This is a genomic window from Rhodococcus sp. T9N (assembly GCF_024436645.1).
Lineage (GTDB): Bacteria > Actinomycetota > Actinomycetes > Mycobacteriales > Mycobacteriaceae > Rhodococcus_F > Rhodococcus_F qingshengii.
In genome coordinates this window covers 1-15,239 of the sequence record NZ_JAMSKS010000013.1, presented here as the reverse complement: position 1 = coordinate 15,239, position 15,239 = coordinate 1, and the positions used below count along the sequence as shown (strand labels likewise).

Genomic DNA, 15,239 nt, shown 5'->3' with positions numbered 1-15,239 from the left:
GACGAATGTCCGGGTAACAGTCGTATAAGAAGATGGAGACAATTGCGTGGGATCGCAGTCGCACCACCCCGAATCCGACGTGATTCGGCTGGCCTTCGGGCTGGCCGCGATCACGGCTGGTGCGGCGCGCAGAACCGCTGGTCTCGCACTTGATTCCGTGCAGCGGATCCCTGTCGTCGGTGACGCACTCGACGGCGCGATCACCCAGGTCACCACTCGCGGCACGGAAGCGATGCACTCGACCGTGGAGTTCGCCGACTCGACCTTGCGGACGGTGATCAAAGCTGTCGTCGACGCTGCTCTGTCCGAAGTCGACATCACCAAGATCGTCGTCGACCACGTGGACATCGACAAGATCGCCGAGAACATCGACGTGGACAAGATTGCCGAACGGGTCTCGCTCGAACCGATCATCGACCGGGTCGACGTGGACGAGATCGCAAGCCGCCTCGACGTCAAAGCGGTGATCGATCGCCTCGATCTCGACGGGATAGTCGACACGGTCGACCTCGAACGCCAGGTCAACCGCATCGACCTCGTCAAGATCGCCGACCAGGTCATCGAGGGCGTCGACCTGCCCCAGATGATTCGTGAATCGACCGGTTCACTCTCCACGGAAGCCGTGCACGGAGCTCGAGTGCAGGGCATGCAGGCGGACGACGCTGTCGCCGGCTTCGTCGGGCGACTCTTCGGCCGCGACAACGCACCGTCATCAGATAAACCGTCATCAGATAAACCGTCACCAGAAAAACCGTCGACAGAGACCGATCCGAAGACGAACGCAGGCGAACGCTAGTGGCCCAGGAGAGTTCCGGCCCAGCCGGCATCGTCACCCGTGGACTCGCCGGACTGATCGATCTGGGCGTCGTCCTGCTCCTGATGGGTTCCGTGTACGTGGGCTTCGCCTTCGTCCGACTGCTCTTCTCGCCACAGAGTTTCACTTTCTCGGAACCGGGAATCTTCCTGTCCACGACGGCATTTCTCGGTGTCTCGGTGGCGTATCTGACCGCCTGCTGGGCGACCACCGGTCGGACCGTCGGGTCCCTCGTGATGGGGCTGCGGGTGATCACGTCCGGGCATCGCCTCGTGCGCTGGCCGTTGGCCTTCATCCGTGCGGTGCTCTGCGTGCTCTTCGCCTTCGGATTGCTGTGGTCGGCGGTCGATCGACGACGACGTTCGTTGCAGGACATCGTTCTGCGCACCGAGGTCGTCTACGACTGGCGTCAGGACCCGGATCTGGTGGCACCGCACGGAGGTGAGCACGCATGAGTGAACCGAACCGCCCGGACGAGCGCTTCACCCTTGCCAGCGAGCGCACCTTCCTCGCCTGGATGCGTAGCTCACTCGCCCTGCTGGCCGGAGGCATCGCCGTCGTCCAGTTGGTACCGGAATGGAGTACCGGGTGGGTTCGCACGACTCTCGGTCTGACCCTTATCGCACTCGCGGCGGCAGCCGCACTGGTAGGTATGCGACGCTGGCTACAGGTGAAGAAGGCGCTCGAGGACGGAGCGGCGATGCCGGAACCGCACGCATTGTGGCTGTTTGCACTGGCACTGGCCGGGGTTGCCGTCGCAGCCGGCGTGGCAACGGTGGTCACCAGCCTCGCTCGCTGAGATACGCAGAGAAGTCCCAGCGGTGTCTGGATAGTCTGCAAAGAACGTGAAGCATGTCAGAGAAGTAAACGAAACAGACGACAAGGGAGTGCACGGTGGCGCAGGAACTCAAGCTCGGATACAAGGCATCGGCTGAGCAATTCGGCCCTCGCGAACTGGTAGAGCTGGCAGTTCTGGCAGAGCAGCACGGCATGGATTCCGTTGCGGTGAGCGATCATTTCCAGCCGTGGCGCCACAACGGTGGCCACGCACCGTTCTCGCTCGCCTGGATGACCGCCGTCGGTGAGCGCACCGAGCGCGTGCAGATCGGCACGTCCGTGATGACGCCGACGTTCCGCTACAACCCGGCAGTCATCGCTCAGGCGTTCGCGACGATGGGATGTCTCTACCCGGGACGCATCATGCTCGGCGTCGGCAGCGGTGAGGCTCTCAACGAGATCGCCACCGGCTTCCAGGGCGAGTGGCCCGAGTTCAAGGAACGCTTCGCGCGGCTGCGTGAGTCCGTGCGGTTGATGCGTGAGCTGTGGCTGGGCGATCGTGTCGACTTCGAAGGCGAGTACTTCACCACTCGTGGCGCGTCGATCTACGACGTTCCCGAGGGTGGCATTCCCGTGTACATCGCGGCCGGCGGACCCGTTGTCGCCCGGTACGCGGGACGTGCCGGTGACGGCTTCATCTGCACCTCCGGAAAGGGCATGGAGCTCTACACCGAGAAGCTGCTTCCAGCCGTTACCGAGGGCGCAGCCAAGGCCGAGCGCGACGTCGCCGACATCGACAAGATGATCGAGATCAAGATCAGCTACGACACCGATCCGGAGGCTGCACTCGAGAACACCCGCTTCTGGGCTCCGCTGTCCCTGACGCCGGAGCAGAAGCACAGCATCGAGGATCCGATCGAAATGGAAGCCGCTGCCGACGCTCTGCCCATCGAGCAGGTGGCCAAGCGCTGGATCGTCGCTTCCGATCCGGACGACGCCGTCGAGCAGGTCAAGGCCTACGTCGATGCCGGTCTCAATCACCTGGTGTTCCACGCACCGGGCCATGATCAGCGCCGGTTCCTCGAACTGTTCGAGCGTGACCTCGCGCCTCGCTTGCGTGCTCTGGGCTGATCCTCGAGATCAACTGAACGGTGTCTGCCACTCGACGTGTGGCAGGCACCGTTCGTCTTTCTCGTAGCCGCCGGTTGTCGGCACGAGCGTGAGCGTGACCACGATCAGTGGCAAGGTGGGCGGCGGCCCACACTAGGCTGTTGGGCATGCCAGAAGCGCCCGCTGCCGTGTCGAGTGTCTACGTCGCCTCTCCTGAAGGTGATACCGGAAAATCCACCATCGCGCTTGGCGTGCTACAGATGCTGTGCGCGACCGTCGCCCGGGTCGGTGTCTTCCGCCCGATCGCCCGCTCTACCGAGGAAACCGACTACATCCTCGAACTGCTGCTCGAGCACACCACCGCCGATCTCTCCTACGCCGACGCACTCGGCGTCACCTACGAGCAGGTTCACGCCGATCCTGAAGCCGCGCTGGCCGACATCGTCGCGAAGTACCACACCGTGGCCGAGCAGTGCGACGCCGTCGTCATCATCGGAAGTGACTACACCGACGTAGCAAGCCCGAGCGAGCTGAGCTTCAACGCCCGCATCGCCGTGAACCTCGGCGCGCCGGTTCTGCTGGCGGTACGCGGCGCTCGGCGCAGTGTCGAGGAGGTCGCCCAGCTCGCGCATCTATGCGCCGCCGAGTTGGCCGCCAACCACGCTCATCTGCTCGCGGTCGTCGCCAATCGTTGCGATCCCGACAAGCTCGACGAGGTCACCGCAGCGCTGTCCGACATCGGTGTTCCGACGTGGAGCCTGCCGGAGATTCCGTTGCTCGTCTCACCCACGATGGCCGAGTTGATGGAGGCCACCGGCGGCGAGTTGTATTCGGGTGACCCGGAACTGCTGCACCGCGAAGCGCTCAAGGTGATGGTGGGCGGCATGACCGCCGAGCACATCCTCGAGCGTCTGGTCGAGGGCATGGTCGTCATCGCACCGGGCGATCGCTCGGACGTACTGCTCGCGTTGCTCAATGCGCATGAGGCGGAGGGATTTCCGTCGCTCGCGGGCATCATCATGAATGGCGGGATCACGCCGCACCCGGCCATCGCGGCGTTGATGGCCGGCCTCAAACAGCGTCTTCCGATCCTGACGACAACCCTCGGTACCTTCGACACCGCAAGCGCCGCAGCCCAAACCCGCGGACGCGTGGCAGTCGGTTCGCAGCGCAAGGTCGACACCGCGTTGAGCTTGATGGAACAGCGCGTCGACGCCGACGTCCTGATGGACCGACTGGCACTGCCGATCCCGTCCGTCGTGACCCCACAGATGTTCGAGTACAAGCTGATCGATCGTGCTCGACGCGATCGCAAGCACATCGTCCTGCCTGAGGGTGACGACGACCGGATCCTGCGCGCGGCCGGCCGGCTGCTGCAGCGCCAGGTTGCCGACCTGACGATCCTCGGTGACGAACCCAGTGTGCGTCGACGCGCAGCGGAACTCGGCGTCGACATCAGCGGCGCGCAGGTACTCGCACCCGCGCAGTCCGAGTACACCGAGCGCTTCGCACAGGAATACACCGCGCTGCGTGCTCACAAGGGCATGACCATCGAGCGGGCCCGCGAGGTGATCGCCGACATCTCGTACTTCGGAACGATGATGGTGCACTTGGGAATTGCCGACGGCATGGTCTCCGGTGCCGCCCACACCACCGCTCACACGATTCGACCCTCGTTCGAGATCATCAAGACCGCCCCCGGTGTCTCGACGGTCTCGAGCATCTTCCTGATGTGCCTGGCCGACCGCGTTCTCTCCTACGGTGACTGCGCCGTGGTTCCGGACCCGACGTCGGAGCAGTTGGCGGACATCGCGATCTCGTCCGCACAGACGGCGTCGCAGTTCGGGATCGATCCGCGCATCGCGATGCTCTCGTACTCCACCGGCGATTCGGGCAGCGGAGCCGACGTCGACAAGGTTCGCACCGCGACCGCTTTGGTGCGCGAGCGTCGACCGGATCTGTTGGTGGAAGGGCCCATTCAGTACGACGCCGCCGTCGAGCAGAGTGTCGCCGACAAGAAGATGCCGGATTCGCTGGTGGCGGGCAAAGCAACGGTGTTCGTGTTCCCGGACCTGAACACCGGCAACAACACGTACAAGGCAGTGCAGCGTAGCGCCGGTGCTATCGCCGTCGGGCCGGTTCTGCAGGGACTGAACAAGCCGGTCAACGACCTCTCGCGTGGAGCGTTGGTCCAGGACATCGTCAACACCGTGGCTATCACGGCAATACAGGCACAGGGAGCGCAAGCGTGAGCGACGGCACCGTACTGGTCATCAATTCCGGCTCGTCATCCATCAAATTTCAACTCGTGCATCCGGATACGGCGGAATCGGTGGCGCACGGTCTCATCGAGCGCATCGGTGAGCCCGACGGCCACATCGTCTACAACCACCGCACCGGAGTCGAAGACCGGAGCCTTCCGATCGCCGATCACCGCGCAGGTCTGAAGATGGTGCTCGACATCGTCGCCGAGGTCGGGCGGCCGCTGAGTGAGGCCGGAATCATCGCAGTCGGTCACCGAGTCGTGCACGGTGGTGACATCTTCTATTCGCCGACTCTCATCGACGACGGCGTCGTGAAAGCCATCGCGGATTTGTCGAACCTTGCGCCGCTGCACAATCCGGCCAACGTGATCGGTATCGAGGTGGCGCGCGAAGAACTGCCAGACGTTCCGCACGTCGCAGTGTTCGACACCGCCTTCTTTCACACACTGCCCGCGGCGGCGTCCACCTATGCGATCGATCGGGATGTGGCCAAGGCCAACCAGATTCGCCGGTACGGCTTCCACGGGACCTCACACGAATACGTGTCTGGACGGGTCGCGGAGTTCCTCGGCAAGGATCCGGCCGAGCTGAATCAGATAGTCCTGCACCTCGGAAACGGCGCTTCGGCCTCGGCAATCAAGGGCGGCAAGGCCATCGACACCACGATGGGCCTCACCCCGCTCGAGGGTCTTGTCATGGGCACCCGCAGCGGCGACATCGATCCAGGCATCATCTTGCACCTCAACCGCAACTCGGGAATGAAGGTCGACGAGATCGACGACCTCCTCAACCGGCGCTCCGGTTTGAAGGGACTGTCGGGAGTCAACGATTTCCGTGCCCTGCTCGCACTGATCGAGGGCGGCGACCAAGACGCACAACTTGCGTACGACGTTTACGTACACATGCTCCGTAAGTACATCGGTGCCTTCATCGTTCAACTCGGTGGCGTCGACGTCATCACCTTCACCGGTGGCGTCGGGGAGAACAACATCGACGTGCGACGCGACAGCCTGGCCGGGCTTTCCCGTCTCGGTATCGAGGTCGATCCGGCTCTCAACGAGGCGAAGAATCGCGACGAGCGTCGTATCTCCGCATCCTCGTCGGCCGTCGAGGTGCTGGTGGTCCCCACCAACGAGGAGTTGGCGATCGCCCGCGCGGCGAAGGCTTTGGTGGCCGCACTGTAGGTTTCTGCAGCACTGTAAACCTCGGGGCGTCCGTCAGAAATTGCTGCGCGGACGCACCGCATTCGCCCGGTCCACGAGGGCGTAGCGGTGCGTGCGGGAGGTCGTGGCGCGAGCGAGGGCTCGAAGGCAGGCTTCGGCTCCGGTGCGCAGACCTTGCTCGGTGAAGGGCAGGTCGAGGATGGGTTCGAGTTCGGTGTGCGAGCGATTGCCGTAGCGAATCCAATCGAGTGCCGTGCCCAACACCAGGGTTCGCATCTGCAGGCTTCGGCTCTCTTCAGCAGGCAGCGCCCGAACACGACGGGCGGCTTCCCGCAGAGTCGATTCGTCGAGTTCGGCGATCGGAACGCCGGACAGCATCGTCAGAGCGCTGGACATCCGTGCGACGTTGTAGTGCCGGGAAGACGTGGGTACTTCGTCGAGGGCGGCGATGGCTGCCTTCTTGTTGCCGTGATCGGCGAGTTGTCGGGCGAGCCCGAATGCTGCGCTGACGTAGTTCCGTTCGGTCCGCCAGACGGTGCGGTAGTACTTCTCGGAGAAGCGGCACCATTGGTCCGGGTCGTCGCTCTCCCAGTGCTGGAGAATCAGTTCTGCCGTCGCTGCCAACGCCAGCTTGGGTGCAGCCTCGCCGGGCAGTGCGGTGAGAACTGTCTCGAAGTGACTGAAAGCGGGCTCGAATCGGTCCAGTTGTAACGCCGCAAGTCCTCGATACCACTCGATCTTCCAGTGGTCCCCGATGTTCTGCTGGAGTTCGCCCAGAACTGTCAGTGCGGTTTCCGGATCACCGAGATCGAGATGAGCCTTGGCCTCGGCCAGTCGAACTTCGCCCGAGACGGCGGCCGCGGGTGTGCCCGACGTTCGGTCGATTCCGTTCTCGCGGGCATGCTTGAGAGCATCGAGAGTCTGAGACGGTTCGCTGTGCACCGCCGCTGCCAGCAACGGCGCGCTGGGATCGGTGGGGTCGACCAACGGAATGGGAAGTGCGTGCGCAACTTCGCGCGGATCGAGAGCGGCGTCGTGGCTGATACCGTCGACGTACACATCGGTTTGCCCGACCAATTCATCGGTGCCGAAAGACGTTCGCTGCCTGCTGAACACGAGCGAGAGTCCGGGATTCTCCTGCCCGGTCTGCTCGGCGAGGATTTCTCGCAGAACGCCGGTGAGTTGTCCCGCGATTTCCTCGGCGGACTGGAATCGCTTCTTCGGATCCGGGTCGGTAGCGCGTAGCAGGAGACGGTGAAAGAACTCGTGGTCGCGCAGTAGTGGCTCGTCCTCGGGTTCGGGAAGGCCGTCGAGGTACCGTCCGTGCTTCGAAGGCATGTCGAGGGTGAGAACCGCGAGTGTTCTTCCGACGGTGAAGATGTCGGAGGCGATGGTCGGACCGGTCTCGATGATCTCGGGTGCTTGATAGCCGGCGGTACCGTACAGGTACCCGTAGTCTTCGATTCCGGACACGGCGCCGAGATCGATCAGCTTCAACTGATCCTCGGTGACCATCACGTTCTCGGGTTTGAGGTCGTTGTAGGCCAGGCCGGTGGAATGCAGATAGCTCAGCGCCGGAAGGATTTCCAGTACATAGCCGATTGCCTGCTCGATCGGCATGTGCTTGCCGTCCGGGAATTCGGCCAGCACCTCGCGCAATGATCGCCCACCCACGTACTCCATGACGATGTACCCCATGGGTGTGCCGTCCGGGCGCGGATGCTCGACGAAGTTGAAGATCTTGACGATGCTGGGGTTGGCGACCTCGGCGAGGAACTGACGCTCGGCCACCGCAACGGCTTGCGCTTCGGAATCACCGAAATGCAAGAGCCCCTTGAGAACTACCCACCTGTCGCTGACATTGCGATCGATCGCGAGGTAGATCCATCCCAGGCCGCCGTGCGCGATGGGCCCTTGAACCTCGTACTGACCGGACACCAATTCGCCCTCTTCGAGAAGTGGGCGGAAGTCGAAAGTGGAACCGCACTTGGGGCAGGTGCCGTGCTGAGTTGCCTTGGTGCTTGCGCTCTTACGACCGACTGGTTCGTTGCATTTCCAACAGAAGCGTTTCCGCTCGGGGACGGTCGGGTCACTCATCACCGCAGATGCGGGGTCGATCTGCGGGACGGGGGGAACCTCGACCAGGCCGCCGCCGAGGCGCAGCTTTCGCCCCGACCGGCTGCGGCGGGATCGAGTGGAGCGGCCGGTAGGGGAGGAGGACGCGGACGGCGTGGTTGCTCGTATCTGGGCCGAGGTCGGTTCGAGACGCTCGTAGGCGCCCGTGGCTTCGGGCTCGGGCCGCTCGTAGGCGCCGGTGGCTTCGGGCTCGGGCCGCTCGTAGGCGCCGGTGGCTTCGGGTTCGGGACGCATGGAAGCCTGCGTGGCGTCGGGCTCGGGGCCGGTTTCTTCGGTCATGTCAGCCTCAATCCCGGTAGACGGCCGGCGGGGGACCGGGCGAAGGACCGAGGACGCTGAGCCAGCGGTCGTAGATACGGTTCCAGGTCCCGTCGCTCCGGATCCGATCCAGTGTTCCGTTGACGAATCGGACCAAGTCGGGGTTGTCCTTGTTCACTCCGATTCCGTACGGTTCGACGCCCAGTGAGCCACCGACCATCATCAGATACGGGTCTTGCGAGGCGAGGCCCGCGAGGATCGTGTCGTCGGTGCTGATCGCGTCCACCTGCCCCTGCTGGAGGACGACGAGGCAGTCGGACCACATCGGGACGGTGACGACGGTGGCTTCGGGTTGGAGTTGCTGGATTCGAGTCGCCGAGGTCGTTCCCCGGGCAGCGCAGACCCGCTTGCCTGCGAGGTCGTCGATGCCGCGGACGGATGACCCCTGCAAGACCTGAATTCGTTGTTCAGCGGAGAAGTACTGCGTCGAGAAGTCGACCTTCTCGCGCCGCTCGCACGTGATGGTCATGGTCTTGACGACCACGTCGACCATCGATTCCTGGAGTGCGGCGATCCGATCGTCCGACGTCAGGATTCGGTACTCGATCTTCTCCGGGTCACCGAGCAGATCTCGGGCGATTTCGCGGGCGATGTCCACGTCGAAACCCTCGAGGCGCCCGGTGGCCGGATCGCGAAAGCTCATGAGGTTGGAACCGGTGTCCAGGCCCACGATCAGCCGCCCGCGGGCGCGGATGGCGTCGAGGCTCGGCGTGGGTGGCTGCGGAGATGCGTCTGCGGGGGTGGGCCGCAGGCTCGCGGTGAGGTTGGTGCACGACGCGGTAGTCGTCGGTGTCGGGCTGGGAGCGATGGTGGCCTCGGCAGGCAGCGGCGGTTCCGTGTACGACGTGGCGCCTGCGTTGTCCAAGTCTTCGGCTCGATCCGCACCGCAACCGGCGAGCACCAGCATGGCCGCTGCCAGAACCGCGACACATACGGCCGGGCTCTTCCTCCGCATCACCGGTACTCCCGTCACTGATACTCCCGCAGTCGAGGCCAGAATCCGATGAAGATTCCGGCAACTCCGAGAACTGCCAATACAGACATGCCCGGTGCAGAGGCAGCCAACACCCGGGAGGCGTACGAGACGTCGGACCGAAGATTCGTGCGCGAATCCACGATTCCCTGCCAGAGTTCGTGATCGAGCTTTCCGTACTCCGCGGCCGAATCCTGTTCTCCGGCGCCGATGGTGATGGCTGCGGCGGACGTGAAGTCGCCGTTTCCGAGACGGTCGTACATGCGCGTGTGCGCAGCCACCCACTGCTGGCGCGAGTCGAGTGCGGCGGTCAGCACTTCGCTGTTCACTCGGGCGCGTTCGTCGCTTTGCAGGCCCTCGAGGATGTCCCGCAGAGCATCGACCTTGCGGGTGAACGTCACGTTGTCCTCGGCGGTCGAATCCCGCCTCGCCAGCGTGAGGGTTTCCACGGTGCGTGCTTGCTGCGCCATGATTCGTGCCTCGGTCAGTTCGTGCAGTGGCTCGGCCCCGGCGTCGAGCGCGCGCCCGGTGGCCAGTGCGGAGACCAGTCCGACCGTGAGCAGCCACAGCAGAGCTGCAGCGACCGCGAGCGAGGCAAGGATCAACCCGAGATTGAAGCGTCGGCGACTCTTGCGGGAGAAGTACATCTGTGTCGCCACCAGCGCGCACAGCACGAAGACGAACGCCACGATCGGCCACCACGGTGGAGTCTCGAAATCGCGCTGTACTTGGGAGACCAGCGTCTCCTGCGAGGCGTGCAGTTGCTGGGCCATCGGCAGCAGCGAGGTCTGCATCAACTGCGAGGCCTCGCTCAAATATGCTGCCCCGACCGGGTTTCCGACGCGATTGTTCGCCCGTGCAGTTTCGACCAGCCCGGTGTAGACGGAGAGGTCGGTCGAGATGGTGGTCAACGCGCTGTGACCGGCAAGATCGGTCGAGTCGAGACCGGCCGACGCCTGGACGATCTCCGCAGAGGCCTCACCGATCGACTGCGTGTATCGGTCGCGGACTTCGGCGGGTTCGAGGCCGCCGGAGATGAAGGCGGTGGCCGCGGCGGCGTCTGCCAAGGACAACGCACTGTAGAGATTCTGGGCCGAGTTGGCGAGAGGCTCGGTTTCGACGAGGAGGAGGTCGAGGTTCGCCTGGCGGTTCTCGATCGCTGCGGTGGCGAGGAGTCCGGCGATCAAAGTGATCGCGATCAGGATCAGTCCGACGACGGTCAACCGGCCAGGCGTCGAGGACATGAAGGCCTGCAGTTCGCGCCGCAGAAGTGCCTGCTCGTCCTCCGCCGACACTGATGTGGCCTCGGAGGGCGGCAGCGACCGGGGTTCGATGGACGGGACGACACGGTCGACCATCGAGCACCTCACTTCGCTGTAGGCGGGACCGAGAAATGATGCCGCCGAGAAATGATTCAGGGCATCTTCGCGAGCATATAAGCATCACCTACACCTGGAGCAGATTGAAACGGTTAGTGTGGGACAACGGCGAGAGCAGGCGGAGCGAGGTAGTCGATGCGTGGTGACGGTGACGGTTGGTCCATCGGATCGGACGGTACTCGGCATTGGGGTAAACACGGAGCCGCAGGACTGCTTCTGCGTGCCCCCGATTCGGACGGATCACCCATGGTCTTGCTGCAGCATCGTGCGGCGTGGAGCCATCAGGGCGGAACGTGGGCACTGCCCGGCGGTGCGCGGGACTCACACGAGAGCACGACGCACGCTGCCGTCCGGGAAGCACACGAAGAAGCAGGTATCGCCGAGGACGCCGTCCGTGTCCGCGGGGAAGTAGTGACGATGCGCGCCGAGAGCGGGTGGACTTACACCACCGTCGTGGCTGACGCGGCGCATCCACTGTCGACGGTTGCCAATGGTGAGAGCACCGAGTTGCGGTGGGTACGCGAAGCCGACGTCGACTCACTGCCGCTGCATCCGGGCTTCGGTTCCTCATGGCCCGACCTCCGGACCGAGCCTGTTGTGGCCGTGGACGGCGATCCGCACACCGTCGTGCTCGAGGACGGCGGATTCGGATGGTTGTCGGGTAGTTCCCACCAAGGCAGTGAGCAGTCAGGCAGTGACCAGAACCTGTCCGAGGCGTCGAGTACGCAGTCGTAGCACTCGAGTCTTCACAGTTCATACACAGCAGAAGGGCCGGACTCCGCGGGAGTCCGGCCCTTCGGTGTTTCGGTCGTCGACCGAAACGAGGCTCAGCTGAGCGAGTTCAGCGCCGTGATGAAGCTGACCGCGGTGATACCGAGCTTGAGCAGCTCGCTGATCTTGCCGAGGTTCAGGTCTTCGAGCGATTCGGTGCTGAGCGAGCCGGTGTCGAGGGATCCCATTTAGTGCTCCTAGGTTCAGTTAGTAACTGGAGGTAAACTACAACAAACCGAATGGGATGTGACACGCAATCGAAGCAACTGTGAGTAAGATCACTTAATCCGACTTTTCGGACATCCAATCGCACCTAGGAACTGGGAGTTTGTTGTCTGATCGGACAACTTCCGTTCATAATTCGAGTCAGGCGTGCTGACCCGTAACTGTGCGGAAATCGCCCGGCAAACACTTGACGAACGCCAGTTACCGGCTTTCAGCGCCCAGCGACGGCTGCGGCGAGGCGTTGCGCGGCCGCCTGGGGATCCGATGCTTGCGTGATTGCACGCACGACGACGATGCGCGTGGCGCCGGCGTCGAGCAGCTCTGGCAGACGTTCCTCGTCGATGCCGCCGATCGCGAACCAGGGCCGCGGCGGTGCGGCGTCGGCGGTCGATCGAACCAGTTCCAAACCGGACGCACTTCGATTCGGTTTGGTCGGTGTCGCCCAGACCGGCCCGGTACAGAAGTAGTCGACGCCCTCTTCGATGGCGGCCAGACTCGCCTGCGCGCGACTGCTCGTCGAACGGCCGATGACTACGTCTTCACCGACAACGGTTCGCGCGTAGGGGACGGGAATGTCGTTCTGGCCGAGGTGGAGGATGTCGGCGCCGGAAGCCATCGCGAGATCCGCGCGATCGTTGACGGCCAACAATGCGCCGTGGCGTCGCGCTGCGGTCGCGAGAATGCCCAGCGCCACCAGTTCGTCCTTGGCCTCGAGCGGGCCGAACTCGCGCTCACCGGCAGAGCCTTTGTCACGCAATTGGATGATGTCGACTCCGCCGGACAATGCTGCCTCGGCGAACTGCGCGAGGTCGCCTTTCTCGCGGCGCGCGTCGGTGCACAGGTACAGCCGTGCTGCTGCCAGGCGCTCGCGCCGGTCGATGTCGTTACTGGGATGTGTGGGGTGCACGGAGCAAACGGTAGCCTCTAGGGAGCAAGGTTCGACACGGGAGTCCTGAAACGTCGTCGTCACTTTTTGTCGTGACTGCGAGGTTCGTAGGGCTGAGAGGGGATCGCGACCAGATCCCGACCGTCAGACCTGACCCGGATCATGCCGGCGCAGGAAGTGGAGGTGGAGTTTCGTGAGTACACACGCTCGTACGGTGTCGGTTGTCGGCGGCGGTGTCATCGGTCTCGCTATCGCGTGGCGAGCAGCCCGCGACGGGTGGGCCGTTCGGTTGTACGACCCGTCCATTGGATCAGGTGCTTCGTGGGTGGCGGGCGGAATGCTTGCCCCGCTTTCCGAAGGCTGGCCGGGTGAAGAAACCGCGTTGACAATCGGTGCAGCGTCCCTGGAACGGTGGCCGACGTTCGGTGAGGAGCTCGGAAAATTCGGGCAATCGGTCTTCACCGCGGACAGCTCGCTGACGGTTGCACTCGACGCTGCCGACGCGCAGGACCTGCAGACCATCGCCGAGTGGGTGAGCTCGCAGGGGCACGAACTCGAAGTTCTCGGTCGCGCGCGCATCCGTGAACTCGAACCGATGCTGGGCCGGGGCATCCGGTCGGGGTTGATGGCTGTTGGTGAGTCCGCCGTCGACAACAGACTTCTGCTGGCGGCGTTGCAGAAGGCCTGTGCGGAATCCGGCGTCGAATTGATCGCGCGGGCCGTCGACGACCTCGCCGAACTCGATACCGATCAGATAGTGCTCACCGCCGGTATCGCGTCACCCAAGCTGTGGCCCGGGCTACCGGTACGCCCGGTCAAGGGCGAAATCCTTCGCTTGCGCAGTAGGCCTGGAGTCACCCCGGCGCCCAGCCGCACCATCCGCGGAAGCGTCCACGGGCGGCCCGCCTACCTCGTCCCGCGCGGTGACGGAATCGTCGTCGGCGCAACACAATACGAGTCTGGTGAGGACACACAGGTCACGATGGCCGGAGTACGGGACCTGATCAACGACGCCGAGGCACTGATGCCGGCGATCGGCGAATACGAACTGTACGAGTGCGCGGCAGGTCTGCGTCCCATGACGCCGGACAACCTGCCGTTGATCGGGCGCGTGTCCGATCGTGTTGTCGTCTCCACCGGGCACGGCCGCAACGGGGTCCTGCTGACGCCCGTCACCGCCGATGCGACGGTCGCGTTGCTGAACGGCACATCTTTGGTCGAGGTAAAAGGAACCGAACCCGAGCGGTTCGCAGTAGCTAAGGAAAATTCATGAGTGAGCAGGTCCCGATCGGGATCACCGTCAACGGCGAAGATCTCGAGTTCGATCGAGCAGTCACGGTGACCGAACTTCTGACGCACCTCGAGTTGCCGAGCAAAGGCATCGCCGTCGCCGTCGACGGTGCGCTCTTTCCTCGCGGGCGTTGGGACGAATCCGTCGGACGTGGTTGGGAAATCGAGATCCTCACGGCGGTGCAGGGTGGCTGAGCAGGACCTTCTCACTATCGCGGGCCGCAGTTTCGGTTCCCGGCTCATCACGGGGACAGGCGGCGCCGCCAACCTTGCGGTGCTCGAGGAAGCGCTTGTCGCCTCCGGTACCGAACTGACCACCGTCGCGATGCGGCGAGTCGACGCGGCAGGCGGCACCGGCGTTCTGGACCTGCTTCGTCGCCTCGGAATCGAACCGTTGCCGAACACCGCCGGGTGTCGGGGCGCCGCCGAAGCGGTCCTGACGGCGCAGTTGGCACGCGAAGCGCTCGAGACGAACTGGGTCAAACTCGAAGTCATCGCCGACGAGCGGACTCTGCTGCCCGACGCAATCGAACTCGTCTCCGCCGCAGAACAATTGGTGGACGACGGATTCACCGTCCTGCCGTACACGACGGACGATCCGGTGCTGGCGCTTCGCCTCGAAGAGGTCGGCTGCGCGGCAGTCATGCCGCTCGGTTCACCCATCGGGACAGGGCTGGGTATCGCGAATCCGCACAATATCGAGATGATCGTCGAGCGCGCCGGCGTGCCCGTCATCCTCGACGCCGGAATCGGAACGGCCAGCGACGCCACCCTTGCCATGGAGTTGGGCTGCGACGCCGTCCTACTTGCGACAGCGGTGACGCGGGCCAAGAATCCCGCGTTGATGGCGTCGGCGATGCGGCACGCAGTGGTAGCAGGTTTCGAAGCGCGTCACGCCGGCCGGATTCCCAAGCGGTTCTGGGCCCAAGCATCGTCCTGACGGACCATTTCCGGGTGTTTTCTCAGGGTTATGCCCAGATTGTCCGGCTTCGTGTCCTACCTGAGTACCACTCGGAACTAGACCTGTGGCCGATGTGCTGGTCATTGCCGGTAGGGCAAAGTTCTCCTCATGATTGAACTGAGGGGATTGACCAAGGTTTACGGACCGACGAAAGCGGTGGACGATTTGTCGT

15 protein-coding genes and 1 riboswitch are annotated in these 15,239 nt (G+C 63.9%); of the genes, 10 read left to right on the top strand and 5 right to left on the bottom strand.

All coding sequences use genetic code 11. The features are described 5' to 3' along the window. Positions 1-46 precede the first annotated feature (46 nt). From M1L53_RS20480 to M1L53_RS20455, 6 genes are all read left to right on the top strand, one after another. Positions 47-796 (top strand): hypothetical protein, encoded by a 750-nt coding sequence (locus M1L53_RS20480; RefSeq protein ID WP_042452124.1) that lies wholly within the window; start codon positions 47-49, stop codon positions 794-796. Next, on the top strand, positions 796-1,269 hold the full coding sequence (locus M1L53_RS20475; RefSeq protein ID WP_003944375.1) for an RDD family protein: 474 nt from the start codon (positions 796-798) through the stop codon (positions 1,267-1,269). The genes M1L53_RS20480 and M1L53_RS20475 overlap by 1 nt, the downstream gene beginning before the upstream one ends. Continuing rightward, entirely contained in the window at positions 1,266-1,613 is a 348-nt protein-coding gene (locus M1L53_RS20470) for a YidH family protein (RefSeq protein WP_003944317.1), read from the top strand. The genes M1L53_RS20475 and M1L53_RS20470 overlap by 4 nt, the downstream gene beginning before the upstream one ends. A 95-nt stretch (positions 1,614-1,708) precedes the next feature. After that, entirely contained in the window at positions 1,709-2,722 is a 1,014-nt protein-coding gene (gene fgd / locus M1L53_RS20465; protein WP_054186924.1) for a glucose-6-phosphate dehydrogenase (coenzyme-F420), read from the top strand. 146 nt (positions 2,723-2,868) lie between these two features. Beyond that, entirely contained in the window at positions 2,869-4,953 is a 2,085-nt protein-coding gene (gene pta / locus M1L53_RS20460) for a phosphate acetyltransferase (protein WP_042452123.1), read from the top strand. Beyond that, positions 4,950-6,149 (top strand): acetate kinase, encoded by a 1,200-nt coding sequence (locus M1L53_RS20455; protein ID WP_054186925.1) that lies wholly within the window; start codon positions 4,950-4,952, stop codon positions 6,147-6,149. The genes pta and M1L53_RS20455 overlap by 4 nt, the downstream gene beginning before the upstream one ends. Positions 6,150-6,182: 33 nt before the next feature. Here the strand turns inward: M1L53_RS20455 and M1L53_RS20450 are convergent, their stop codons facing one another. From M1L53_RS20450 to M1L53_RS20440, 3 genes are read right to left on the bottom strand one after another with little or no spacing between them, the layout of a single operon-like run. Beyond that, positions 6,183-8,543, bottom strand: a complete 2,361-nt coding sequence (locus tag M1L53_RS20450; protein ID WP_054186926.1) for a serine/threonine-protein kinase — start codon at positions 8,541-8,543, stop codon at positions 6,183-6,185. A gap of 7 nt (positions 8,544-8,550) precedes the next feature. After that, positions 8,551-9,537, bottom strand: a complete 987-nt coding sequence (locus M1L53_RS20445) for a glutamate ABC transporter substrate-binding protein (protein WP_003944406.1) — start codon at positions 9,535-9,537, stop codon at positions 8,551-8,553. 14 nt (positions 9,538-9,551) lie between these two features. Then, positions 9,552-10,913, bottom strand: a complete 1,362-nt coding sequence (locus M1L53_RS20440) for a hypothetical protein (protein ID WP_042452116.1) — start codon at positions 10,911-10,913, stop codon at positions 9,552-9,554. A 156-nt stretch (positions 10,914-11,069) separates the two neighbouring features. Here M1L53_RS20440 and M1L53_RS20435 point away from each other — a divergent pair, with 156 nt between their 5' ends. Next, positions 11,070-11,669: an NUDIX hydrolase gene (locus M1L53_RS20435; RefSeq protein WP_042925897.1), complete on the top strand. Its 600-nt coding sequence runs from the start codon at positions 11,070-11,072 to the stop codon at positions 11,667-11,669. A 92-nt stretch (positions 11,670-11,761) separates the two neighbouring features. On the opposite strand, the gene M1L53_RS20430 is transcribed toward M1L53_RS20435, so the two are convergent. Both M1L53_RS20430 and thiE read right to left on the bottom strand, forming a co-directional pair. Continuing rightward, positions 11,762-11,893, bottom strand: coding sequence for a hypothetical protein (locus tag M1L53_RS20430; protein ID WP_003944354.1), 132 nt, complete (start codon positions 11,891-11,893; stop codon positions 11,762-11,764). A gap of 248 nt (positions 11,894-12,141) precedes the next feature. Further along, positions 12,142-12,837, bottom strand: a complete 696-nt coding sequence (gene thiE / locus M1L53_RS20425) for a thiamine phosphate synthase (protein WP_003944422.1) — start codon at positions 12,835-12,837, stop codon at positions 12,142-12,144. A 26-nt stretch (positions 12,838-12,863) separates the two neighbouring features. Further along, positions 12,864-13,010: riboswitch (TPP riboswitch) on the top strand. Here thiE and thiO point away from each other — a divergent pair. The 3 genes from thiO to M1L53_RS20410 all read left to right on the top strand — a co-directional run bounded on the left by thiO (position 13,010) and on the right by M1L53_RS20410 (position 15,046). Further along, a complete protein-coding gene (gene thiO / locus M1L53_RS20420) occupies positions 13,010-14,089 on the top strand; it encodes a glycine oxidase ThiO (protein ID WP_003944311.1) in 1,080 nt (359 codons plus the stop codon). (Overlaps the previous riboswitch by 1 nt.) Continuing rightward, positions 14,086-14,301 (top strand): sulfur carrier protein ThiS, encoded by a 216-nt coding sequence (gene thiS, locus M1L53_RS20415; protein ID WP_003944402.1) that lies wholly within the window; start codon positions 14,086-14,088, stop codon positions 14,299-14,301. Before thiO ends, thiS begins: the two co-directional genes overlap by 4 nt. Continuing rightward, on the top strand, positions 14,294-15,046 hold the full coding sequence (locus M1L53_RS20410) for a thiazole synthase (RefSeq protein WP_007726857.1): 753 nt from the start codon (positions 14,294-14,296) through the stop codon (positions 15,044-15,046). The genes thiS and M1L53_RS20410 overlap by 8 nt, the downstream gene beginning before the upstream one ends. Positions 15,047-15,239: the final 193 nt, after the last annotated feature.